This is a genomic window from Mycobacterium sp. NPDC003323, assembly GCF_053589535.1.
The window spans coordinates 122,429-145,303 of record NZ_JBSFSB010000005.1 but is presented as its reverse complement, the minus strand read 5'-3'; the positions used below and the strand labels follow the sequence as shown (position 1 = coordinate 145,303).

The 22,875-nt window shown below is 68.9% G+C and carries 19 protein-coding genes; 15 read left to right on the top strand and 4 right to left on the bottom strand.

Annotated elements, in window-relative coordinates; all coding sequences use genetic code 11:
* Nucleotides 1-9: 9 nt before the first annotated feature.
* The 10 genes from folC (at nt 10) to ACWDUN_RS14720 (ending at nt 11,379) form a co-directional block, all read left to right on the top strand.
* The gene (gene folC, locus ACWDUN_RS14765) at nt 10-1,434 is read left to right on the top strand and encodes a bifunctional tetrahydrofolate synthase/dihydrofolate synthase (RefSeq protein WP_449929807.1); all 1,425 of its coding nucleotides are present in this window, start codon (nt 10-12) and stop codon (nt 1,432-1,434) included.
* A 1-nt stretch (nt 1,435) separates the two neighbouring features.
* Entirely contained in the window at nt 1,436-1,891 is a 456-nt protein-coding gene (locus ACWDUN_RS14760) for a DUF4233 domain-containing protein (protein ID WP_449929805.1), read from the top strand.
* Nucleotides 1,892-1,918: 27 nt separating this feature from the next.
* A complete protein-coding gene (gene ndk / locus ACWDUN_RS14755) occupies nt 1,919-2,338 on the top strand; it encodes a nucleoside-diphosphate kinase (protein ID WP_449929803.1) in 420 nt (139 codons plus the stop codon).
* 295 nt (nt 2,339-2,633) lie between these two features.
* Entirely contained in the window at nt 2,634-5,720 is a 3,087-nt protein-coding gene (locus tag ACWDUN_RS14750; RefSeq protein ID WP_449929801.1) for a translation initiation factor IF-2 N-terminal domain-containing protein, read from the top strand.
* A gap of 162 nt (nt 5,721-5,882) precedes the next feature.
* Nucleotides 5,883-6,206: a 50S ribosomal protein L21 gene (gene rplU, locus ACWDUN_RS14745; RefSeq protein ID WP_449929799.1), complete on the top strand. Its 324-nt coding sequence runs from the start codon at nt 5,883-5,885 to the stop codon at nt 6,204-6,206.
* Between the two features lie 13 nt (nt 6,207-6,219).
* The gene (gene rpmA, locus ACWDUN_RS14740; RefSeq protein WP_019513236.1) at nt 6,220-6,486 is read left to right on the top strand and encodes a 50S ribosomal protein L27; all 267 of its coding nucleotides are present in this window, start codon (nt 6,220-6,222) and stop codon (nt 6,484-6,486) included.
* A gap of 103 nt (nt 6,487-6,589) precedes the next feature.
* Entirely contained in the window at nt 6,590-8,029 is a 1,440-nt protein-coding gene (gene obgE / locus ACWDUN_RS14735; RefSeq protein WP_449929792.1) for a GTPase ObgE, read from the top strand.
* Nucleotides 8,030-8,155: 126 nt separating this feature from the next.
* Nucleotides 8,156-9,268, top strand: coding sequence for a glutamate 5-kinase (proB, locus tag ACWDUN_RS14730; RefSeq protein ID WP_449929790.1), 1,113 nt, complete (start codon nt 8,156-8,158; stop codon nt 9,266-9,268).
* A 192-nt stretch (nt 9,269-9,460) separates the two neighbouring features.
* Nucleotides 9,461-10,084 carry a PIG-L deacetylase family protein gene (locus tag ACWDUN_RS14725; RefSeq protein ID WP_449929788.1) on the top strand — a complete coding sequence of 208 codons (624 nt, stop codon included), beginning with the start codon at nt 9,461-9,463 and terminating at the stop codon, nt 10,082-10,084.
* A 2-nt stretch (nt 10,085-10,086) separates the two neighbouring features.
* Nucleotides 10,087-11,379 (top strand): protoporphyrinogen/coproporphyrinogen oxidase, encoded by a 1,293-nt coding sequence (locus ACWDUN_RS14720; protein WP_449929786.1) that lies wholly within the window; start codon nt 10,087-10,089, stop codon nt 11,377-11,379.
* A 7-nt stretch (nt 11,380-11,386) separates the two neighbouring features.
* On the opposite strand, the gene ACWDUN_RS14715 is transcribed toward ACWDUN_RS14720, so the two are convergent.
* Nucleotides 11,387-12,013, bottom strand: a complete 627-nt coding sequence (locus tag ACWDUN_RS14715) for a TetR/AcrR family transcriptional regulator (RefSeq protein ID WP_449930181.1) — start codon at nt 12,011-12,013, stop codon at nt 11,387-11,389.
* Nucleotides 12,014-12,088: 75 nt separating this feature from the next.
* Here ACWDUN_RS14715 and ACWDUN_RS14710 point away from each other — a divergent pair, with 75 nt between their 5' ends.
* Nucleotides 12,089-13,354: a cytochrome P450 gene (locus ACWDUN_RS14710; RefSeq protein ID WP_449929784.1), complete on the top strand. Its 1,266-nt coding sequence runs from the start codon at nt 12,089-12,091 to the stop codon at nt 13,352-13,354.
* A gap of 32 nt (nt 13,355-13,386) precedes the next feature.
* On the opposite strand, the gene ACWDUN_RS14705 is transcribed toward ACWDUN_RS14710, so the two are convergent.
* Nucleotides 13,387-14,223 carry an SIR2 family NAD-dependent protein deacylase gene (locus ACWDUN_RS14705; protein ID WP_449929782.1) on the bottom strand — a complete coding sequence of 279 codons (837 nt, stop codon included), beginning with the start codon at nt 14,221-14,223 and terminating at the stop codon, nt 13,387-13,389.
* 37 nt (nt 14,224-14,260) lie between these two features.
* On the opposite strand from ACWDUN_RS14705, the gene ACWDUN_RS14700 reads away from it, so the two are divergent.
* From ACWDUN_RS14700 to ACWDUN_RS14690, 3 genes are all read left to right on the top strand, one after another.
* Nucleotides 14,261-15,187: a phosphotransferase gene (locus ACWDUN_RS14700; protein WP_449929780.1), complete on the top strand. Its 927-nt coding sequence runs from the start codon at nt 14,261-14,263 to the stop codon at nt 15,185-15,187.
* 55 nt (nt 15,188-15,242) lie between these two features.
* On the top strand, nt 15,243-17,279 hold the full coding sequence (locus tag ACWDUN_RS14695; protein WP_449929778.1) for an NAD(+) synthase: 2,037 nt from the start codon (nt 15,243-15,245) through the stop codon (nt 17,277-17,279).
* Nucleotides 17,280-17,374: 95 nt separating this feature from the next.
* The gene (locus ACWDUN_RS14690) at nt 17,375-19,888 is read left to right on the top strand and encodes a CocE/NonD family hydrolase (RefSeq protein ID WP_449929776.1); all 2,514 of its coding nucleotides are present in this window, start codon (nt 17,375-17,377) and stop codon (nt 19,886-19,888) included.
* Here the strand turns inward: ACWDUN_RS14690 and ACWDUN_RS14685 are convergent.
* Together ACWDUN_RS14685 and ACWDUN_RS14680 are read right to left on the bottom strand one after the other, a co-directional pair.
* The gene (locus tag ACWDUN_RS14685) at nt 19,865-20,677 is read right to left on the bottom strand and encodes an enoyl-CoA hydratase/isomerase family protein (protein ID WP_449929774.1); all 813 of its coding nucleotides are present in this window, start codon (nt 20,675-20,677) and stop codon (nt 19,865-19,867) included. The two genes, ACWDUN_RS14690 and ACWDUN_RS14685, sit on opposite strands and share 24 nt — an antisense overlap.
* 32 nt (nt 20,678-20,709) lie before the next feature.
* Complete coding sequence (locus ACWDUN_RS14680) at nt 20,710-21,561, bottom strand: ribokinase (protein ID WP_449929772.1); 852 nt, start codon at nt 21,559-21,561, stop codon at nt 20,710-20,712.
* 57 nt (nt 21,562-21,618) lie between these two features.
* Here ACWDUN_RS14680 and ACWDUN_RS14675 point away from each other — a divergent pair, with 57 nt between their 5' ends.
* Nucleotides 21,619-22,857 carry a glutamate-5-semialdehyde dehydrogenase gene (locus ACWDUN_RS14675; protein WP_449929770.1) on the top strand — a complete coding sequence of 413 codons (1,239 nt, stop codon included), beginning with the start codon at nt 21,619-21,621 and terminating at the stop codon, nt 22,855-22,857.
* The last annotated feature ends 18 nt before the right edge of the window (nt 22,858-22,875 follow it).

Sequence of the window (22,875 nt, the reverse complement as noted above, 5' to 3'; positions counted from 1 at the left end):
CACGGCCGGATGCGAAGCGGATCGCACGTGAGCCCCGAACCTGCCCCGGACGAGGTCGCCGCGCTGCTGCAGGTCGAGCATCTGCTCGACCAACGCTGGCCGGAAACCAAGATCGAGCCCAGCACCGCGCGCATCGCGGCGCTACTGGAACTGCTCGGGTCCCCGCAGCGCGCGTACCCGGCCATCCACATCGCCGGCACCAACGGCAAGACCTCGGTGGCGCGCATCATCGATGCGCTGCTGGTCGCGCTGCACCGGCGCACCGGCCGCACCACCAGCCCGCATCTGCAGTCGGCGGTCGAACGGATCGCCATCGACGGTAGGCCGATCACCCCGGCCCGGTACGTGGCGACCTACCGCGAGATCGAACCCTTCGTGGAACTGGTCGACCAGCAGTCCGAGGGTGCCGGCGGGCCGAAGATGAGCAAGTTCGAGGTGCTCACGGCGATGGCCTTCGCCGCGTTCGCCGACGCGCCCGTGGACGTGGCCGTCATCGAAACCGGGCTCGGCGGTCGCTGGGATGCCACCAACGTCGTCGGCGCCCCGGTCGCGGTGATCACCCCGATCGGGCTGGACCACACCGACTATCTGGGCGACAGCATCGCCGAGATCGCAGCCGAGAAGGCCGGGATCATCCACAAACAGGAGGACGCGCTGATCCCGACCGACACGGTCGCCGTGATCGGCCGCCAGGTCCCTGAGGCCATGGAGGTGCTGCTTGCCGAGACCGTGCGCGCCGATGCCGCCGTCGCGCGCGAGGATTCCGAGTTCGCGGTGCTGGACCGCCAGGTCGCCATCGGCGGCCAGTTGCTGACCCTGCAGGGCCTCGGCGGCGTGTACGACGAGATCTTCCTGCCCTTGCACGGCGAACATCAGGCGCACAACGCCGTCGTCGCGCTGGCCGCGGTGGAGGCTTTCTTCGGCGCCGGCGCCCAGCGCCAACTCGATATCGACGCCGTGCGGGCCGGATTCGCCGCCGTGGCCAGCCCGGGCCGGCTGGAGCGGGTGCGCAGCGCGCCGACGGTGTTCGTCGACGCCGCGCACAACCCGGCCGGCGCCGCCGCGCTCACCCAGGCGCTGGCCGACGAATTCGACTTCCGCTACCTGGTCGGCATCGTCTCGGTGATGGCCGACAAGGACGTCAACGGCATCCTTGAGGCGCTGGAACCGGCGTTCGACATGCTGGTGGTCACGCACAACGGGTCGCCGAGGGCGTTGGACGTGGAGGGGCTGGCGAGCCTGGCATCGGAACGGTTCGGGCCGGATCGCGTCATCACCGCTGCCGCTCTGCCGGATGCGATCGAGGCCGCCACCGCGCTGGTCGAGGACTTCGGCAACGACGGCGAAGGACTGTCCGGGAGCGGCATCGTGATCACCGGCTCCGTCGTCACCGCCGGTGCGGCGCGCACCCTGTTCGGGAAGGACCCCGCCTGACATGAGCGAGTCGAGCGAACCGCCCGTGACCCCCGGTGAATCCGCCGATCCGGACGCCGCACCGGCCGTCGCCGGCTCGGACCCGTGGAAAAGCTTCCGCGGGATCATGGCCGGCACGCTGATCCTGGAGGCCATCGTCGCGCTGCTGGCGCTGCCGGTGGTGGCCAACGGGGAGGCCGGGTTGACCGCGGCCAGCGGCGGATTCCTGATCGGTGCGGCGGTCGTGCTGGTGCTGATGTCCGGGGTGCGGGGCCGGCCCGGGATCATCTGGGTCAATCTCGGGGTGCAGTTCGTCCTGGTCGCGGGGGCCCTCGTCCATGCCGCGATCGGGTTCATCGGCGTGGTGTTCGCCGCGGTCTGGGCCCTGATCATCTACCTGCGCGCCGAGGTCAAACGACGCCAGGACCGCGGTCAACTGCCCTGGCAGCAGGCCGCCCGCCGACCCGAATCCGACTAGTCATTACTGCCCGGTAGGCTGTGCGCCGTGACTGAGCGGACTCTCGTGTTGATCAAGCCCGACGGCGTACAGCGCAACCTGATCGGCGAGGTCATCAGCCGGATCGAGCGCAAGGGCCTGACGTTCGCCGCCCTGGAACTCAAGACCGTCAGCGAGGACGTGGCCCGGCAGCACTACGCCGAGCACGACGGCAAGCCGTTCTTCGGATCGCTGCTGGAATTCATCACCTCCGGGCCGGTGGTGGCCGCGGTCGTCGAGGGGGAGCGGGCCATCGCCGCGTTCCGTCAGATCGCCGGTGGCACCGATCCGGTCGAGAAGGCCACCCCGGGCACCATCCGCGGTGACTTCGCACTCGTGACCCAGGAAAACTTGGTGCACGGTTCCGACTCGCCCGAGTCGGCCGCGCGGGAAATCGCGCTCTGGTTCCCCGAGCTGACCGGCGCTTAGCGGCCGCTTTCGCCGCCTTGGTCAGATTCGGGCGCGCGATATGGGATACTGACCTCGGGAGACCGGCAACCACACTGGGGCCGGGAACCCGGATGAAGACTTCGACGAGCGCGACCATCGTGTATGCGGTGTGGCGCCAGACCGTCCAGCCATCATTCAGCCAGGCACCGAGCGGGTTCGTCGTGGACCCCTCGGGGCGAGACCATAACAAGTTCGGGAGAAGTTCCCCGGACCCATAGCGGAAGCCCTCGTGTGGCCGCGTTGTACGACGCGCCCGGGGGCTTGAGGAGAATTTGTGGCCGAAGATGCCCCTAACCAAGACCTATCCGAAAACACCCAGGGCAGCGAGGAACTGCCGGCGAAGCTGAGAGTCCACTCGCTGGCCCGCGTGCTGGGAACCACCAGTAAGCGCATCGTCGATGCACTGGCTCAGCTCGACGGCCGCGCTCGCAGCCCGCATTCGACCGTCGAGCGCGCCCAGGCCGAGCAGGTCCGCGAGGTGCTCAACGCCGAGGCCGCCGCCTCCGCGGTCGAGGTCCCGGCCGTCGAACCGGCGCAGCCCGAGCCGCCGGCCGCCGAGCCCGTGGTGGTCGAGGCCGCCGTGGAGGTGATCCAGACCCCGACCGATGAGGTCGTGATCACCGAGACCATCACCGAGGTGCCGGCCGTGGCCGCGGACCCCGTCACCGAGGAGCCGGAGTCGCGGCTGCTGCTGGAGACGCCGCCGAGCCCGCCGCCTGCCGAGGAACCCGCCCCGTATCTGCCGCTGTTCGTCGCGCCGCAGCCGGTCGATTTCGCCGCCCGCCCGGCTCCCGACACCGCGGCCGACGACAGCGATACCGATGATGACGCCGACTCCGAGGACGGCGACGGTGACGGCGACGGCGACGAACGTCCCGCCGCGCGCCGGCGCCGGCGCGGCCGTCGTGGCCGCGGTCGCGGCCGGGGCGAGCAGAGCGCCGATGACGGTGAGGACGCCGACTCAGAGGGCTCCGACGCCGAGACCGAGTCGGCCGAGCAGAGCGGCACCGATGACACCGAGGATTCCGAGGAGTCCGAGGACGACAACGGTGAGGACGGCAACGGCGGGGAGGCCGGCAGTCGTCGTCGCCGCCGTCGCCGCCGCCGCAAGTCCGGATCGGGCGACTCCGATGACAGCGGATCGCCGGACGACCCGCCGAACACCGTGGTGCACGAGCGCGCACCGCGCGCCAAGGCCGACAAGTCCGATAAGGACGAGATCCAGGGCATCTCGGGTTCGACCCGCCTGGAGGCCAAGCGGCAGCGGCGTCGGGACGGCCGCGACGCCGGACGGCGTCGTCCGCCGATCCTGAGTGAGGCCGAGTTCCTGGCCCGCCGCGAGGCGGTCGAGCGGACGATGATCGTGCGCGACAAGGTCCGCACCGAACCGCCCCATGAGGGCGCCCGCTACACCCAGATCGCGGTCCTGGAAGACGGCGTCGTCGTCGAGCACTTCGTGACCTCTGCAGCATCCGCCTCGCTGGTCGGCAACATCTACCTGGGCATCGTGCAGAACGTGCTGCCTTCGATGGAGGCGGCCTTCGTCGACATCGGCCGCGGCCGCAACGGCGTGCTCTACGCCGGCGAGGTCAACTGGGAGGCCGCCGGCCTCGGCGGCGCTCAACGCAAGATCGAACAGGCTCTCAAGCCCGGTGACTATGTCGTGGTCCAGGTCAGCAAGGACCCGGTCGGACACAAGGGTGCCCGTCTGACCACGCAGGTCTCATTGGCCGGCCGCTATCTGGTCTATGTGCCCGGCGCCTCCTCGACCGGCATCAGCCGCAAGCTGCCCGACACCGAGCGCCAGCGGCTCAAGGAGATCCTCAAAGAGGTCGTCCCTGCGGGTGCCGGCGTCATCATCCGCACCGCGTCCGAGGGCGTCAAGGAAGAAGACATCCGCACCGACGTCAACCGGTTGCAGGAACGCTGGACGCAGATCGAGGCGACCGCGGCCGAGGTGACCCAGAAGAAGGCCGGCGCCGCGGTGGCGCTCTACGAAGAGCCCGATGTCCTGGTCAAGGTCATCCGCGACCTGTTCAACGAGGACTTCTCCGGCCTGATCGTCTCCGGCGACGAGGCCTGGAACACCATCAACGACTACGTGAACTCGGTCGCTCCGGAACTCGTTCCGCGGCTGACCAAGTACGAGGCCGGATCTCCGGACGGACCGGACGTGTTCGCGGTGCACCGCATCGACGAACAGTTGGCCAAGGCGATGGACCGCAAGGTCTGGCTGCCCTCGGGCGGCACGCTGGTGATCGATCGCACCGAGGCGATGACCGTGGTCGACGTCAACACGGGCAAGTTCACCGGCTCGGGCGGCAACCTGGAACAGACCGTCACCCGCAACAACCTGGAGGCGGCCGAGGAGGTCGTGCGGCAGCTGCGGCTGCGCGATATCGGCGGCATCATCGTCATCGACTTCATCGACATGGTGCTGGAGTCCAACCGCGATCTGGTGCTGCGGCGGCTCACCGAGGCGCTGGCCCGCGATCGCACCCGCCATCAGGTCTCCGAGGTGACCTCGCTGGGTCTGGTGCAGTTGACCCGGAAGCGGCTGGGCACCGGGTTGGTCGAGGCCTTCTCGACGACCTGCTCGCACTGTGCGGGCCGCGGGATCGTGCTGCACGCCGATCCGGTCGACTCGGCGGCGCCGTCGGGCAACGGTCGCAAGTCCGAGAACGGCGGTGGTGGCGGCGGTCGCCGCGGCAAGCGCGGCAAGAAGGCGGCCGCCAAGACCGAGGAACCGCAGGACGCGATCCAGATGGCCAAGGTCCCCGTGCACGGTGCCGGTGAGCACCCGATGTTCAAGGCGATGGCCGCGGCGGGTCGTGATGAGTCCGACGAGGACCTGACCGACGAGTCGTCCGAGGCCGACGACACCACCGCGACCGACGACAGCCGGGCTCAGGGTGTCGAGCCGGTCGACGGTGACGACGTGGACAGCGACGACGTGGACAGCGACGACGTGGACAGCGATGTCGAGGACGATCTGGACGAGGACTCGGACGATGACGACTCCGACGATGACGACTCGGATGACGAGTCCGACGACGACGACTCGGACGACGAGGACGATGTCGACGCCGGTATCGATGACGAGATCGACGTTCTGGACGACGACTCCGATGACGAGGACTCCGACGAGGACTCCGACGAGGACTCCGACGAGGACGACTCCGATGAGTACGACGAGGACGAGTCAGACGACGACTCCGATGACGAGTCCGACGACGACGATTCGGACGACGAGTCCGACTCGGCCGAACCGGAGTATCAACCCGTCGCCGCGGTGCCGGCACGCAGGCCGCGGCGTCGCGCGGCGGCCCGCCCGGCCGGCCCGCCGACCGGGGAGGACTGACACCGAGCAGCCGGTTTGACCCTCTAGGCGCTGGTCACGTACCCTTGACCAGTTGTCGCGGGGCTTGTAGCCGCAACTGCTGGCTCGGCCCGCACCCAAGACCTGCACGTGCATGCTTCATAGTGCGCGCGCCCAGACGAACGAAGCAGAGGTAGATCCACGATGGCAGCCGAGAACGCCACGTACGCAATCGTCAAGACTGGCGGCAAGCAGTACAAGGTCGCCGTCGGTGACGTTGTCAAGGTCGAGAAGCTCGAGTCCGAGCCGGGCGCCTCTGTGTCGCTGCCGGTCGCGCTGGTCGTCGCCGGCGCCAAGGTGACCACCTCGGCCGACGAGCTGGCCAAGGTCGCCGTCACCGGTGAGGTGCTCGAGCACACCAAGGGTCCCAAGATCCGCATCCACAAGTTCAAGAACAAGACCGGCTACCACAAGCGGCAGGGTCACCGTCAGCAGCTGACGGTGCTCAAGGTCACCGGAATCAAGTAAGGGGACGACTGACATGGCACATAAGAAGGGCGCATCCAGCTCTCGTAACGGTCGCGACTCAGCCGCCCAGCGGCTCGGCGTCAAGCGCTTCGGCGGCCAGGTCGTCAAGGCCGGCGAGATCCTCGTCCGTCAGCGCGGCACCCACTTCCACCCCGGCGTGAACGTCGGCCGTGGCGGCGACGACACCCTGTTCGCCACCGCCCCCGGTGTGGTCGAGTTCGGTGCCAAGCGTGGACGCCGGACGGTGAACATCGTCCGCCTCGTGCGCTCGGAGGCCTAGGTTTTACGGGACGGTCTTCGGGACCGTCAACGAACAGTGAAGCTGCTGCGAGTTCTCTAGAGGACACTCGCAGCAGCTTCGCTTTTTTCTGGAAGGACCCGCAATGCCCCGTTTTGTCGACCGTGTGGTGATCCACGCGCAGGCCGGCAACGGCGGTAATGGCTGCGCCTCGGTACATCGCGAGAAGTTCAAGCCACTCGGCGGTCCCGACGGTGGCAACGGCGGCCGTGGCGGCAGCATCGTCCTGGTCGTCGATCCGCAGGTGCACACCCTGCTGGACTTCCACTTTCACCCCCATGTCGTAGCGCCCTCGGGCAAGCAGGGCGCGGGCAGCAACCGCGACGGTGCCGCCGGTGCCGATCTCGAGGTGAAGGTGCCCGACGGCACCGTGGTCCTCGATGACGAGGGCCGGATGATCGCGGATCTGGTCGGCGTCGGCACCCGGTTCGAAGCCGCCGTGGGCGGCCGGGGCGGCCTGGGCAATGCCGCGCTCGCCTCCCGAGCCCGCAAGGCCCCGGGATTCGCCCTGCTGGGCGAGAAGGGTCAGATCCGGGATTTCACGCTGGAACTCAAGACCGTCGCCGATGTCGGTCTGGTCGGGTTCCCGTCGGCGGGCAAATCCTCGCTGGTGTCCACCATCTCGGCGGCCAAGCCCAAGATCGCCGACTATCCCTTCACCACCCTGGTACCCAACCTCGGCGTGGTGTCCGCCGGTGACAACACGTTCACCGTCGCCGACGTGCCGGGCCTGATCCCGGGCGCGTCGGACGGCCGCGGGCTCGGCCTGGACTTCCTGCGCCATATCGAACGCTGCGCGGTGCTGGTGCACGTGGTGGATTGCGCCACCATGGAACCCGGGCGTGACCCCATCTCCGATATCGACGCACTGGAAGCCGAACTGGCGGCGTATCAGCCGACGCTGCAAGGTGACTCGACACTCGGTGATCTGGCCGAGCGGCCACGTGCGGTGGTGCTCAACAAGATCGACGTGCCCGATGCCCGCGAGCTGGCCGATTTCGTGCGCGACGAGGTCGCCCAGAAGTACGGCTGGCCGGTCTTCGAGATCTCCACCGTCAGCCGGGACGGGCTGCGCCCGTTGATCTTTGCGCTGTGGGACATGGTTGCGGCCTACCGTGCCGCACAACCCGAGGTGGCCCCGCGCCGACCGGTGATCCGTCCGATCCCGGTGGACGAGACCGGATTCACCGTCACCTCCGACGGCCAGGGCGGCTTCATCGTGCGCGGCACCCGCCCGGAGCGCTGGATCGCCCAGACCGCGTTCGACAACGACGAGGCCGTCGGTTATCTCGGCGACCGGTTGGCCCGCCTGGGTGTCGAGGACGAACTGATGAAACAGGGCGCCAAACCGGGCTGCGCGGTGACCATCGGCGATGTCACCTTCGACTGGGAGCCCCAGACGCCGGCCGGCCTGGACACCATGATGTCCGGTCGCGGCACCGATGTGCGTCTGGAGCAGACCGAGCGGGTGTCGGCCGACGAACGTAAGGCGGCACGGAAGGCGCGCCGGGAGCACAGCGAATGAGCGACGCTTGCGGAGCGAATCATGTGTGGGCATTCGTCGGGCGAGCCTGCGAGGCGGGCGAATGAGCGACGCTTGCGGAGCGAATCATGTGTGGGCATTCGTCGGGCGAGCCTGCGAGGCGGGCGAATGAGCTCTACCCGGGAAGCCGTGCGCACCGCCCGCAGTGTCGTCGTCAAGATCGGCACCACGGCACTGACCACCCCGACCGGCGTCTTCGACGCGGGCCGGCTCGCGGCCCTGGTGGAGGCCATCGAGGGCCGCATGCGGGCGGGTTCCGATGTCGTGATCGTGTCCTCGGGTGCCATCGCCGCGGGCATTGAGCCGCTGGGTCTGACCAAGCGGCCCACCGATCTGGCCACCAAGCAGGCCGCCGCCAGCGTGGGCCAGGTGGCCCTGGTCAACGCGTGGAGCGCGGCGTTCGGCCGGTATGACCGCACCGTCGGCCAGGTGCTGCTGACGGCGCACGATATCGCGATGCGCGTGCAGCACAACAACGCACAGCGCACCCTGGACCGGCTGCGCGCGTTGCACGCCGTGGCGATCGTCAACGAGAACGACACCGTGGCCACCAATGAGATCCGCTTCGGTGACAACGACCGGCTCTCGGCGCTGGTCGCGCAGCTGGTCGGGGCCGACGCGCTGGTGCTGCTGTCGGATATCGACGGCCTCTATGACGGTGATCCGCGCAAGGCCACGCCCGAGAATCCGGCCCGCTTCATCCCCGAGGTCGCCGCTTCCGGGGATCTGGCCGGTGTCGTCGCGGGGCGGGGGAGCAACCTGGGTACCGGCGGGATGGCCTCCAAACTGTCCTCGGCTCTGCTGGCGGCCGACGCCGGGGTACCGGTGCTGCTGGCCGCGGCGGCCGATGCCGCGGCGGCCCTGTCCGACGCCTCGGTGGGCACGGTGTTCGCACCGCGTCCCGAGCGCATGTCGGCGCGCCGGTTCTGGGTGCGGTACGCGGCCGAGGCCACCGGTGTCCTGACGCTGGACGAGGGCGCGGTCCGCGCGGTCGTCAAGGGCCGACGCTCGCTGCTGCCGGCCGGCATCACCGCGGTGTCCGGGCGATTCCACGGTGGTGACGTGGTGGAACTGCGCGGCCCCGACGGCCCCACGGTCGCCCGCGGGGTGGTGGCCTACGACGCGGTCGAGCTGGCCGCGATGATCGGACGTTCGACCCCGGACCTGCCGCCGGAACTGCGCCGTCCGGCGGTGCACGCCGACGACCTGGTCGCCGTCTGAGCGAGCCGCCCGCAAACTGGCCGCGCCGTCAATAGCTGCCGTTTGCTGCGGGTTCGGGTCGCAATTTGCCGTTTGGCAGATCCTGCCGCCAAAATGGGGCGAACACCAGCGGGTGAGCTAATCCTTACATGGGGGCGATTGTCGGGGTATGCTCGCTCAAAATCCGGTGTCAGCAAAGTGGAAGCTGGGGGCATGACACGTCGTTCGGTTCTCGCCGTGGGGGCGCACCCCGACGATATCGAGCTGGGCTGCGGGGGCGCTCTGGCTAAGCATGTTGCTGCTGGGGACCAGGTCACCATGTTGGTGGTCACCCGCGGCGAAGAGGGCCCGGGGCGCTCGGCGCAGCGCGTGGCCGAACAGAAGGCGGCCGTCGACGTGCTCGGGGTGGACAAGTTGATCTGGGGTGAGGGATTCCTGGACTGCCGGGTGTCGCTGCAGGAATTCGAGTTGGTGCATCTGATCGAGGACGCCATCGAGCAGGTGTCGGCAACGGTCATCTACACCCACATGGCCAATGACAGCCATCAGGACCACCGGGTCGTCTCGCGGTGCACCATGGGCGCGGCCCGCTGGGTGTCGACGATCATGGCCTACGGCGGCCCGTCCGCGGTCGGCTTCAATCCGACCGCGTTCATCGACATCTCCGATTCGCTGGACAAGAAGATCGCGGCGCTGATGTGCCATGTCTCGCAGGCCGAGGCCAGTGAGAAGGTCAGCGCGTCCTGGGTGCGCAGTTCGGCCGAACACTACGGTTTCCTGTGTCGGCGGCCGTTCGCCGAGGGTTTCGAACCGATCCGCCAGGTCGTCGACTTCTAGGCGTGCCCACGTTTCTCGTCATCGGCGCCGGTACCACCGGAATCGGCGCGGCGGTCCGCCTGACCGAACTGGGCATCGATCATTTGGTGGTCGATGCCGCACACCGACTCGGCGGGATGTCGGCCTCGGTGACCGATGAGGCCGGGTTCACCTGGGATCTCGGCGGCCACGTGCTGCACAGCCACTTCCCGGATTTCGACCATGCCGTGCGAGCCAGCGGTGTCGAGCTGAACCATGTCACCCGCAACGGTTGGGTGTGGCTGCACGGTGACGGGCCGTCCAGTCTGGTTCCGACGCCCATCCAACAGCAGCTCGACGAGATCCCGGCCGACCTGCAGCCCGAGGCCCCGGTGCGACACCTGGCCGACTACTACCGCAACAACTTCGGGCACAAGCTGTTCCGGGAGTTCTTCGAGCCGTACAACCGCAAGATGTGGACGTTGCCGCTGGACCAGATCGACGACGAGTGGACGTCGCTGCGCAGCGGTAGCGAGGCGCGTAATGTGCCCGTGCTGGCGTTGGCGGGCAGCATGGACACGCCGGCCTCGACGTTCCCGTATCCGGTCGGCGGCACCGGGGCGCTGTGGCAGGCGGTCCACGACCGGCTGATGACGCCGGGATCGGTCCGCCTGGGCACCCGGGTGGTGGATCTGGATGCCGCGGCGCGGGTGGCGCACCTCGACGACGGCACCACGGTGTCGTATCGGTACTGCATCAGCACGGCGCCGGTCACGACGGCGCTGGGCTGGATCGGGTGGTCCGACCGCGCGGTGTCGCTGCGGGCCAGCCGGCTGCACGCGGTCGGGATCGGCTATGCCGGGCAGCCGCCGCAGGCCCTGGCCGACAAGACCTGGCTGTACTGCCCGCACGACTCCGTGCCGTGGTACCGCGCGACGATGCTCAGCAATTACGACCAGACCAATGCCGGGCCCGGACGGTGGAACATCCTGTGTGAGGTACCGGTTTTCGCCGACGAACCGATATCGGCAGATGACGCGGTCGAGTCGGTGGTGGCATCGCTGCAGCGGCTCGGGGCCGAGGGCGCTCAGGTGGCGAGCCGATTCGTCACGACACTCGATTTCGGTTACCCGGTGCCGACGCTGGGGCGCGATGACCTGTTGCGCGCGGCCGACGAACAGCTCATCGCGCTGGGGATCTACAGTCGCGGCCGGTTCGGCGGCTGGCGCTACGAGTCGTCAAATCAGGACTACGGCTACGTGCAGGGGCGCCAGGCGGTCGACCACGCCCTGTTCGGCACCGCCGAAGAGGTCTACTGGCACCCCGAGCGTTTCTGAAGCACAGCTAGCCGTCCAGATACAAAGCGCCGCGGACGATCTCGGTCAGCGCGGTGGCCAATTGCGGGTCGTACTCGGCCGGCCTACCGGGCAGGTTCTGCTGGCACACCCGCTCCACCATCCAGACCAGACTGCTCGCGGTCGGCTCGGCGAGCAGCGTCGACCGGATCGAGCCGTCGGCCTGGCCCGTCTCGATGACAGCGGTGAACTGCGCGGCGATCCCGCTCAGCAGCTCCCGGTAGGTCTGACCGACCTGGGCGTCATAGGCCGCCATCTCGTTGAGCGCGACCAGCACCGGCTGATGCCTGCGGTAGCTGGCGATCAGCCTCGTCATGGCGGCATGGATATCGGTCGGGTCGCGATGGCCGGCCACCGTCCACCACTGCGCGGCGTCCTCGGTCAGATCGCCGAAGACCTGTCCGGCCAGCCGGCGCAACAGGTCGCCCTTGTCCTCGAAGTAGATGTAGAAGCTGGCCCGGGAGATACCCGCCTCGGTGGCCAGCCGGTCGACGCTGAGCTCGGTGAAGCTGGCGCCGTCGGCCATCAGCCGATCGGTCGCGTCGAGCAGCTGCCGCTCGATCTGCTGGCGGCGTTCCTGGCGGTTGGCCTGTGGCTTGCGGGTCGCCCGGGTCACTGATGCCATGCGGCCAGCGTATCCGGCGCACCGACTTCTTGACTAGACACTCTGTCTAGACTTAGTGTCAGCGACATGACTGTGTCACCGATCACATCCGTCGACCGCGCCTACGACCCGATCGACCTGTCCTCGCGCGCCTTCTGGTCGACCACCGCCGCCGATCGGGAGAACGCCTTCGCCCGACTGCGCGCCGAACGTCCGGTCAGCTGGCATCCGCCGGTCGAGGACTCGCTGATGCCGGACCCGGCCGACCGCGGCTACTGGGCGGTGACCCGGCACGCCGATGTCGTGGCGGTCAGCCGCAACAGCGAGGTGTTCCTGTCCGGGCAGGGCGTGCTGTTCGAGAACGTCCCGCAGGAACTGCTGGAGGCATCGCAGTCCTTCCTGGCGATGGACCCACCGCGGCACACGCTGATCCGCAAGGTGGTGCACTCGGCGTTCACGCCTCGTCAGGTCCGCTGCATCGAGGACTCCATCAAGGCCAACGCCGCCGATATCGTCACCGAACTGCAGGCCGCGGGCAGCGGGGCGGACTTCGTCGACATGTGCGCCAAGGAATTGCCCATCCGCACCCTGTCGGACATGGTCGGCATTCCCGATTCCGAACGCGACCAGGTGGCCGCGGCCGCCGATGCGCTGGTGTCCTGGGGCGATCCGGTCTACCTCGACGGACGAAATCCGTTGGAGGTCCTGGTGGCCAACCAAATGTACCTGCACCAGGTGGCGCTGACGCTGGCCGCGCAACGTCGGGAGAACCCGGGCGATGATCTGTTCAGCGCGCTGGTGCACGCCGAGGTCGAGGGTGCGCGGCTCACCGATCCCGAGGTGGCGGCATTCTTCGTGTTGCTCGCCGTCGCAGGTAACGACACCACGCGGCAGACCACCAGCCACGCCATGAAGGCCCTGACCGACCACCCCGACCAGCGCGCCTGGCTGCTGGCCGGCTTCGACGACCGGATCGGCACCGCCGTGGAGGAGTTCATCCGGTGGGCGTCACCGGTGATGACCTTCCGGCGCACCGCCGCATGCGATCACGAACTGGGCGGGCAGCGGATCGCCGCCGGAGACAAGGTGGTGATGTTCTACTCGTCGGCCAACTGGGACGGCGACGTGTTCACCGATCCGCAGCGCCTCGACCTGAGCCGTCACCCCAATCCGCATGTCGGATTCGGCGGGGGAGGACGGCATTTCTGCCTGGGAGCGCATGTCGCTCGTGCCCAACTCCGCGCGATCTTCGGCGAACTGCTCAGCAGGCTGCCGCACCTGGAGGTCGGTGAACCGTCCTATGTCGCGGGCAACTTCGTCCACGCCATCCGTGCCATGCCGGCCACATTCTGATGGTTTCGCGCGCTCGCGTTCACTCGGGGACGTCAGCGCGCCGAAATCGCCAGCGGGAGCTCACCGGCCAACAGCGTCAGCAGCTCCGAACAACCACCGTCGACCTTGACGGTCGCCTGCGCGTCGCCGCGGGTCGGACCGCGGTTGATGATGGCGATGGGCATGCCCGCGGCGGCGGCATGCCGGACGAACCGGTACCCGGAGAACACCGTCAGCGACGAACCCGCGACCAGCAACGCGTCGGCGGCGTCGACCATCGAAAATGCCTGCTGCACACGCTCCTTGGGAACGCTCTCGCCGAAATAGACGATATCGGGTTTCAGCATGCCTGCGCATCGCGGACAGTCCAGGTAACGGAAGCTCGACGTGTCGGTGATGACGGCGTCGGCATCCGGGGCGACCGCGATGCCGCCGACGCGCTCGGCGCGCTCGGCGAAGCCCGGGTTCAGCCGTTCCAGTTCGTCGGCCAGCGCCTCCCGGGTCATCGTGTACCCGCAATTCAGACAGACCACCTGCCGATACGTGCCGTGCAGATCGACGACCGCGCGGCTGCCCGCCTTGGTGTGCAGGAGATCGACGTTCTGGGTGATCAGTCCCGTCACCACCCCGGCATGTTCCAGATCGGCCAGCGCTCGATGCCCGGCGTTCGGCGCCGTCTGGTCCATGTGCCGCCAGCCGACGTGGTTACGCGCCCAGTACCGCTGCCGGAACACCGGGTCCGACCGGAACTGCGCGATGGTCATCGGGTTGCTCGGCGGAGAGTCCGGCCCGCGGTAATCGGGGATGCCCGAGTCCGTCGACATGCCGGCGCCGGTCAGCACCGCGACACGACGCCCGGCCAGGGTGGCGACGAGTTCCGGGGCTTCCATGAGATCGAGGATAGGCCGCGCATGGCAGGGTGAACGGGTGGCGTGGCTTTCCCCTGATCAACTCGCTGACCGGACGTCGCGGGCGGCAGATGCGGCGCTCCGCGCCGGCCGAGCCCTGGGCCTGGACGTCGAACGCGCAACGGTGCTGCACGACGTCTTCTCCGTCGTCGTGCACCTGGAACCGGCGCCCGTGGTGGCCCGCGTGCCGGTGGTGCTGCCGCACAGTTACACCCCCGAACTGCAGGCCGCTCGCCAACAACGCGAACTCGACGTGGTGGCCTGGCTCGACACCCAGGGCGTGCCGGTCGTACCGCCCAGTCCGCTGGTGCCGCGCAACCCGGTGCGCCGGGACGGCTTCGCCATGACCTTCTGGGAACTGGCCGATGTCGCCGCCGATCACCAGCCCTATGCGGGAGTGGCCATCGCCAAGAGCGCCGAACTGCACGCCGGGTTGGCCGCCTATCCCGGGCCGCTGCCGTTCCTGGTGCCGTTCAACGAGGCGGCACCGGGCATGTTCGACGCGTTGGAACCCTCGCAGCTGCTGAACGCCGACGATATCGACCGGGCCCGCGCCGAGTATGCGGCGCTGCGCGCGGTGCTGGCCGACCGCGCCGCGTTCACGGCAAAGCACGCGGGCGTCGGCGTGCAACCGGTGCAAGGAGATGGGCCGTCGCACAACGTCATCCGGACCACCAGCGGTATCAAGTTCTCCGATTTCGAGGACATCTGCTGCGGCCCGGTGGAGTGGGACCTGGCCATGCTCGGACCCGAGGCGACCGCCGAGTACGACGACGCCGCCGCCGCAAGGGGATTGCGGCGCACCGACCCGGAGGTGCAACGGCTGATGGACGCCGCCCGCCGACTGCAGTTCGTCAGTTGCGTCGCGCTGATTCCCCAGCTGCCGCTGCTGGCCGACGGCCTGGCACCGGCCATCGAGGACTGGCGCGCCGCGTCCGCCAGATAACGAACGCTTCGGTGAGGCCCGGCGGGGCCCGCAGCGGCAATGCCAGAATGGCGGGGTGGACTTCTACTCCGCCTACCGGCACGGGTTCGTCCGAGTGGCCGCCTGCACCCACCACACCACGCTGGCCGATCCGGCCGCCAACGCCGCATCGGTGCTGGGCATGGCCCGCGCGCTCCACGATGACGGTGTGGGTCTGGCGGTGTTTCCCGAACTGACGCTGACCGGCTATTCCATCGAGGACATCCTGCTGCAGGACACCCTGCTCGACGCGGTGGAGGAGGCGGTGGCGACCATCGTCTCCGCCTCGGCCGATCTGTTGCCGGTGTTGGTGGTGGGCGCACCCCTGCGGCACCGGAATCGGATCTACAACACCGCCGTGGTGATCCACCGCGGCGCCGTGCTCGGCGTGGTGCCGAAGTCCTACCTGCCGACCTACCGCGAGTTCTACGAACGCCGTCAACTCGCCCCCGGCGACGACCTGAGCACGACGATCCGACTCGGCGGCGCCGACCTGCCGTTCGGCCCCGATCTGTTGTTCGCCGCCGCCGACCTGCCCGACTTCGTGCTGCACGTCGAGGTCTGCGAGGACATGTGGGTACCGGTGCCGCCGAGCGCACGGGCCGCGTTGGCCGGCGGCACGGTGCTGGCGAACCTGTCGGGCAGCCCGATCACGATCGGTCGCGCCGATGACCGCAAGCTGCTGGCCAAGTCGGCCTCGTCGCGGTGCCTGGCCGCCTATGTCTACGCCGCCGCCGGTGAGGGGGAGTCCACCACCGATCTGGCGTGGGACGGCCAGACGATGATCTACGAGAACGGTGTGCTGCTGGCCGAGTCCGAGCGCTTCCCCAAGGGTGAGCGATATAGCGTCGCCGACGTGGACACCGCGTTGCTGCGCGCGGAACGGCTGCGGATGGGCACCTTCGACGACAACGCCCGCACCCTGGACGGTCCCGAATTCCGGCGTATCGAGTTCACCCTCGACCCGCCGGCCGGCGATCTCGGGCTGCGCCGCCGGGTGGAGCGGTTCCCGTTCGTGCCCTCGGATCCGGCACGGCTGCAACAGGATTGCTATGAGGCCTACAACATCCAGGTTTCCGGACTGGAGCAACGGCTGCGGGCGCTGAGCTACCCCAAGGTGGTCATCGGCGTGTCCGGCGGCCTGGACTCCACCCATGCCCTGATCGTGGCGGCCCGCGCAATGGACCGCGAGGGCCGGCCACGCAGCGACATCCTGGCGTTCACCATGCCCGGCTTCGCCACCGGTGACCGCACCAAGGGCAACGCCATCGCCCTCAGCCAGGCACTGGGCGTGACGTTCGCCGAGATCGACATCCGCGACACCGCGCAGCTGATGCTCACCGAGATGGATCACCCGTTCGGCCGCGGCGAGAAGGTCTACGACGTCACGTTCGAGAACGTGCAGGCCGGCCTGCGCACCGATTACCTGTTCCGGCTGGCCAACCAGCGCGGCGGCATCGTGCTGGGCACCGGGGACCTCTCCGAGCTGGCGTTGGGCTGGTCCACCTACGGCGTCGGCGACCAGATGTCGCACTACAACGTCAACGGCGGGGTGCCGAAGACCTTGATCCAGCACCTGATCCGCTGGGTCATCTCATCCGGTGAGTTCGACGATTCCGTCGGCGCGGTACTGCAGTCGGTGCTGGACACCGAGATCACCCCGGAGTTGGTGCCGGCCGGTGAGGACGAGGAAATCCAGAGCAGCGAGGCTAAGGTCGGACCGTATGTGCTGCAGGATTTCTCGCTGTTCCAGGTGTTGCGCTACGGGTTCGGGCCGGCCAAGATCGCGTTCTTGGCCTGGCACGCCTGGCACGATGCCGAGCGGGGTCACTGGCCGTTGGGCTACCCGTTGGACAAACGGCCGCAGTACTCGCTGACGGAGATCCGGCGCTGGCTGACGGTGTTCGCCCAGCGGTTCTATTCGTTCGCCCAGTTCAAGCGTTCGGCGCTGCCCAACGGACCGAAGGTCTCCGCCGGTGGCGCACTGTCGCCGCGCGGCGATTGGCGGGCACCGTCGGACATGTCGGCGCGCATCTGGCTCGACGCCATCGAGCGCGACATCCCGCAGGGCTGACGCCGCGGCGGCGACGTTCGCCGAAATCGGACTCCGGCGCGGATCACGCGGTAGCGGCTGCCTATCTGCGTCGACGTCAATTTCGGGGGTCCATGATGGGTGCTGCATGTTTCATCGGTCGCGTCGGCGGCCTCGCGGTGGCCCTCGGCGTCGGCGTCGCGGTGTTCTCCGGCGCCGGGGCCGCCTTTGCCGAGACCGACGGCACCGGGGTGTCGGCCGGTTCCTCGGCGGACGCCGCACCGAACCCGGCGCCGAAAACGGAGTCGGCCGCCCCGGACGAGACCGATGGCGAACAGACCTCCCCGCGGCGGTTGTCGACGGCGAAGTCCCTGCGCGACAACGATTCCGAGGACGACGAACTGCGCGACAGTACGCCGCGCACCTCGGTCACCGGACGTGACCGGTCCGCGGCGTCGAGCCCGGATGAGTTCGCCGACCAGGACGTCGAGACCACCGAGGCCGACACCACGGACATTCAGGACGACGAGGGCACGCACGCCGTGCCGGTGTCATCGCCGGAACCCGAGGTGAGCGCGGCGGATACGGCACCGCTGCCCGAGATCGAGAGCGACCCGGCTCCCGCCGCAACGCGGCCCGAAACCACCGCCGGCGAGACGCTGCCCATCGACGCCATGGGCGAATGGGCGCTGCTGGGCAGCGCCCGGCGCGAGGCCGTCGACAGCGCCGACGGATACGCGCCCGATATCGCGGTGCACGACGGCGTCATCACCGGCACCAACGCCACCCCGGACCCGAAGAACTCCTACGCCGTCATCGGACGGCCCGTGACCCACGGCAAGGTCACCTTCGACTCCGCCACCGGAAACTTCACCTTCCTGCCGAACTCGACGCAACTGCAACCCTGGGGCTACGACCAGTTCCGCGTCCTGACCATGCAGAAGTCCGGATTCGTCCAGTTCCTCGAGACCATCCCGGTGCTCAAGTACTTCGTGCAACCGATCGTCGTTCGGCTGCACCAGATCCCGATCCTGGGCACGTTGTTGACACCGATCATCGGCAACGCGCAGCGCACCGATGTCCGCATCGAGGTGGCCGACTACATCGGTGCCGATCCGATCGCCTTCACCACCGAGGTGACCTCCTTCGACGGCACCCGGATCAGCGTGAACTATTTCCCGATGATCGGGCTGGCGACGGGCGATACCGCACCGACGATCCTGAACGGTCCGAGCCTGGCCACCCGCGGATACACCGATCCGACCCAGGAGACCACGGTGCTGGGTCTGGTACCCGGGCTGGCGAAGCTGCGGCCCGACTACAACGTCGTGACCTGGGACCCGCGCGGCGAGTTCGCCTCCACCGGACGGATGCACCTGGATTCGGAACTCTTCGAGGCGCGGGATGTGGCGGCGATCATCTCCTGGGTGGCCCAGCAGGCGGGCACGGCATTCGACCCCGGCACCACCGGACGGCTGAACCCACTGGTGGGCATGGTCGGCGGCTCCTACGGCGGTGGCATCCAGCTGTCGTCGGCCGGCATCGACAGCCGCATCGATGCGATCGTGCCCGGTATCGCCTGGAATTCGCTGACCGGTGCCCTGTACCCGGAGAACGCCTTCAAGACCTCATGGGCGTCGCTGTTGCTGCTGGCCCTGGTCGTGCAGGAGTCCCGACTGGACCCCGAGATCTACACCGGCATCATCACCGGCGCCCTCACCGGCTTCCTCACCGGGCATCAGCAGGACTTCCTGCACCGCAACAGCCCGGCCACCGTCGTCGGGAACATCACCGCGCCAACGCTGTTCATGCAGGGCACCGTCGACACCCTGTTCCCGTTACAGCAGGCGATGGCCAACGCCGCCGCCCTCGCCGACGGGGTCCCGGTGAAGATGATCTGGTACTGCGGCGGCCACGGGACGTGTCTGGACCCCGGCGACACCGCGGGCCAGAGCGCCTTCTTGCTCAGCGAGACGATGCAGTGGCTGGACACCTACGTCATGAACAAGACGGCGGGCACACCCCCGCCGGTCGACGGCCCGAAATTCACCTGGGTCGACCAGCTGGGCAACTGGTATGCCAGCGAGGATCTGCCGATCGACCCGGGATTCGAGCAGCCGGACCCGATCAGCGTGTCCGATGGCGGGGGATACCTGGCCATCGCGCCGTTCCTGGGCGGATCCGGTCCGCAGAACCAGTGGGCCTTCCCGCTGGGCTACACGCTGGCGGCGCCGGCGCGGCACGCACTGAACACCGCGATCCCGGACCCGGCCGAGACCACGTACATCGTCGGCGCCCCGACGTTGACCATGACCTACTCGGGCCTGGGCACCAGCAGGCACGTCTTCGCCCAGATCGTCGACCGCAGCACCGATCGGGTGGTCGGCAACATCGCCTCGCCGATCCCGGTCCGCCTCGACGGCGGCAGGCACACCGTCACGGTCGACATGGAGGCCATCGCGTACACCCTGAATCCCGGTGATGATCTGGTGCTCCAGATCGTCGACTCGGCAACATCATTCGCCAACGGGACCGCCTACGGTCTGATCCACATCTCCGATGTGACCCTCGATCTGCCGGTCGCGGCGGATGTCATCCCGCTGATGATGGGGTCCGGCGTCGGCGCGCTACAGCCGGCCGTCGGTGCGTAGCTCGGGGTGCACCCAGTCCGGTGACCGGCGCTCCTTGAACGCGACGAACCCCAGCTTCGCCTCCGGACCGCTGTAACTGGCCTTCATCCCGATGCGGTCGAACAGGCCGAGGTAGTTGTCCAGGCTGGACTTCACCACTGACCGCGCGCCCGGTGCGGTCCGGCACACCTGGGCCAGGACCTCACGCGCCTCATCGAGCAGCCGCTCGTGCGGCACCACCCGGGACACCAGACCCCAGTCGGCGGCCTCGGCCGCCGTCAGCACCCGACCGGTGAACATCAGATCGCGGGTGCGCACCGGGCCGATGAGCCGCGCCAGCATCTGGCTGTAGTACGTGTCGGCGATCCCGCGGAACAGTTCGGGCACCCGGAAGGTGGCCCGGTCACTGACCACCGCCATGTCACTGCACAGCGCGATCTGCATCCCGCCGCCCTGCGCCAACCCGTTGACCGCCGACACCACCGGCGTGACGGACTGGCGCAGCGCCTCGAACGGTGTGACATCCATGGACAGGGCCGCGCCCCACGTCATCCAGTCGTCGGAACCGTCGCCGCCGCCCAGATCCCCGCCGGGGGCGAAGACATCGCCGGTGCCGGTGATCAGCAGACCGGCGAGGTCCGGATCGTTCTCGACATGGCTGATCGCGTACCGGATGCCGAAGTACATGGCCGGGGTCATCGCGTTGCGGGCCTGCGGCCGATCCAGCGTGACCACCCCGAATGGGCCCTGGCGCTCGAACCGCAGGTAGGGGGTGCCGAGCCAGTCGCCGTCGGGCGGTCGCGCTGTCATGCCTGCCGACTATAACGGCAACTGTTGGTGATTCAGTTGAGCGCGTCCTCGACGGCCTCGGCGTTCGGCGCGCAGTCACCGGCACCCGGGACCAGGGTGGCCAGCGCACCGGCCGCACACGCCCAGCGCAGCGCCTCCCGCGGGCCGGTCGGCCACCGCGCGGCCAGCACACCGGCGAACACGTCACCGGCTCCGGTGGTGTCCACCGGCTCCACCTCCACGGCGGGCACCGTGCTCTCCTGCGCGCCGCTGCGCAGCACCGCGCCGCGGTCACCCAGGGTGGTCACCAGGTGGGGAACAGGCCACGTCCAATGCCGCGCTTCGGTTTCGTTGACGATGACGACATCGGTCACCTCGGCCAGCTGGGCCAGTATGTCCGGGTCCGCGCCGGTCGGAGAGGCGTTGAGCAACACGGTGGCACCGGCATCGTGGGCCAGGCGGGCCGCCGTCAACGCGGTGTCCACCGGGATCTCCAACTGCATCAGCAGCACCTCGCAGGCGGCGACGATCTCGCGCACCCGCGCCGAGGACAGGCTCAGGTGCGCGTTGGCTCCCGGCGCGACGACGATCATGTTCTCGGCGTGCGCATCGACCAGGATGCCGGCCGTGCCGCTGGGGACCGGTAGTGCCGTGACGCCGGCGGTGTCGACGCCGTTGTCGTTCAGATGGGCGCGCAGCGCCGCGCCGGTGGCGTCGTCGCCGACCGCACCGACGAACGTCACGTCCGCGCCGACGCGGGCCGCGGCGACGGCCTGATTGCCGCCCTTGCCGCCGGGGGACCGAACCAGCGCCGAGGCCAGCACCGTGGCCCCGGGACCGGGCAGCGCCTCGACGGCGAAGGCGATGTCCATGTTCACACTGCCCACCACGCACAAACGCGTCATGAGGCTCACGGTAACCCCAACCGTTCCATCTTCGCGGATGGTCGATACGCTGGCTCGATGAGCGTGCAAACACTCGATCTGCGCCAGCAGGTCCACGATGCCGCGGCGGCCGCCCGGACGGCGTCGCGCAGCCTGGCCACCCTGAGCACCGCCACCAAGAATCGCGCGCTGCATGCGGCCGCGGACAGCGTTCTGGCCCAGGTCGACGACATCCTGGCCGCCAACGCCGAGGACGTCGCCGCCGCCCGCGCCGCGGGCACCGCCGAGGCCATGCTGGACCGCCTCGCCCTCAACCCGCAGCGCGTCGACGGGATCGCCGCCGGGCTGCGGCAGGTCGCCGGTCTGCCCGATCCGGTCGGTGAGGTGTTGCGCGGCAACACGCTGCCCAACGGTCTGCAGCTGCGCCAGCAGCGGGTCCCGCTCGGTGTCGTCGGCATCGTCTACGAGGGACGGCCCAACGTCACCGTCGATGCCTTCGGGCTCACCCTCAAATCGGGGAACGCGGTGCTGCTGCGCGGCAGTTCGTCGGCGGCCCGCTCCAACGCCGCCCTGGTGCGTGCGCTGCGCGCCGCACTGGTCGCCGAGGGACTTCCCGCCGACGCCGTGCAGTTGCTGCCGAGCCAGGACCGCGCCACCGTCACCCACCTGATCCAGGCGCGCGGCCTGGTCGATGTGGTGATCCCGCGCGGCGGCGCGGGCCTGATCGATGCGGTGGTGCGCGATGCGACCGTGCCGACCATCGAAACCGGCGTCGGCAACTGCCACGTGTTCGTGCACGAAGCAGCCGATCTCGATGTGGCCGAACGGATCCTGCTCAACGCCAAGACCCGCCGGCCCAGCGTGTGCAATGCCGCCGAGACGCTGCTGGTCGACCGCGCCGTCGCCGATACCGCGCTGCCGCGGCTGGTGAACGCCCTGCAGGAGGCCGGTGTCACGGTGCACCTGGACCCCAGCGAGGACGAACTGCGCGCGGAGTTCCTGTCCATGGACATCGCCGTGCAGATCGTCGACGGTGTCGACGGCGCCATCAGCCACGTCAACGAGTACGGCACCGGCCACACCGAGGCCATCATCACCACCGAACTCGCTGCCGCCCAACGGTTCACCGGTGAGGTCGACGCCGCGGCGGTGATGGTCAACGCGTCGACGGCGTTCACCGACGGCGAGCAGTTCGGGTTCGGCGCCGAGATCGGCATCTCCACCCAGAAGCTGCACGCCCGCGGCCCGATGGGGCTGCCCGAGCTGACCTCGACCAAATGGATTGTGTGGGGTGACGGCCAGACCCGGCCCGCCTGAACACCTTCACGAAAAGAG

Excerpts from the sequence above, each read along its gene's own strand:
- rplU (WP_449929799.1), top strand. The coding sequence starts at position 5,883 with ATGGCAGCCGAGAACGCCACGTACGCAATCGTCAAGACTGGCGGCAAG.
- ACWDUN_RS14760 (WP_449929805.1), top strand. The coding sequence starts at position 1,436 with ATGAGCGAGTCGAGCGAACCGCCCGTGACCCCCGGTGAATCCGCCGAT.
- proB (WP_449929790.1), top strand. The coding sequence starts at position 8,156 with ATGAGCTCTACCCGGGAAGCCGTGCGCACCGCCCGCAGTGTCGTCGTC.
- ACWDUN_RS14675 (WP_449929770.1), top strand. The coding sequence starts at position 21,619 with ATGAGCGTGCAAACACTCGATCTGCGCCAGCAGGTCCACGATGCCGCG.
- ACWDUN_RS14685 (WP_449929774.1), bottom strand. The coding sequence starts at position 20,677 with ATGACAGCGCGACCGCCCGACGGCGACTGGCTCGGCACCCCCTACCTG.
- obgE (WP_449929792.1), top strand. The coding sequence starts at position 6,590 with ATGCCCCGTTTTGTCGACCGTGTGGTGATCCACGCGCAGGCCGGCAAC.
- ACWDUN_RS14710 (WP_449929784.1), top strand. The coding sequence starts at position 12,089 with ATGACTGTGTCACCGATCACATCCGTCGACCGCGCCTACGACCCGATC.
- rpmA (WP_019513236.1), top strand. The coding sequence starts at position 6,220 with ATGGCACATAAGAAGGGCGCATCCAGCTCTCGTAACGGTCGCGACTCA.
- ACWDUN_RS14725 (WP_449929788.1), top strand. The coding sequence starts at position 9,461 with ATGACACGTCGTTCGGTTCTCGCCGTGGGGGCGCACCCCGACGATATC.
- ACWDUN_RS14705 (WP_449929782.1), bottom strand. The coding sequence starts at position 14,223 with ATGGAAGCCCCGGAACTCGTCGCCACCCTGGCCGGGCGTCGTGTCGCG.
- ACWDUN_RS14680 (WP_449929772.1), bottom strand. The coding sequence starts at position 21,561 with ATGACGCGTTTGTGCGTGGTGGGCAGTGTGAACATGGACATCGCCTTC.
- ACWDUN_RS14690 (WP_449929776.1), top strand. The coding sequence starts at position 17,375 with ATGGGTGCTGCATGTTTCATCGGTCGCGTCGGCGGCCTCGCGGTGGCC.
- folC (WP_449929807.1), top strand. The coding sequence starts at position 10 with ATGCGAAGCGGATCGCACGTGAGCCCCGAACCTGCCCCGGACGAGGTC.